At 53.3% G+C, this 255-nt stretch carries 1 pseudogene; it reads right to left on the reverse strand.

Annotated features, from left to right (window positions below):
• Window positions 1-255: pseudogene (locus ACO0K1_RS20355) on the reverse strand (IS3 family transposase); the annotation flags it as partial.

Consider the following 255-nt stretch of genomic DNA (forward strand, 5'->3'; position numbering starts at 1 on the left):
CCATCTACAATTCCATGACCACCTTCACGTGTCCAGCGCTGGTAGCTGCGCAGGCTGATGTCAAGCATGGCACAGGCTGCCGCGCGTCTACTACCACTGCTAACGGCGTCTTCAATTAATACTATGATGTTCTGGCGATCCAGAGTCCCGATTAATCTTCCTCGGGATCCCCCCAGATCGCCTGGGCTTTTTTTCTGAGAATAATCAGCGCAGCTGCTTCGGCCAGCGCTTTCTCCTTGCGCTGTAATTCCTTCT

This window comes from Undibacterium sp. SXout20W (assembly GCF_049340285.1).
Taxonomy (GTDB): domain Bacteria; phylum Pseudomonadota; class Gammaproteobacteria; order Burkholderiales; family Burkholderiaceae_D; genus Undibacterium.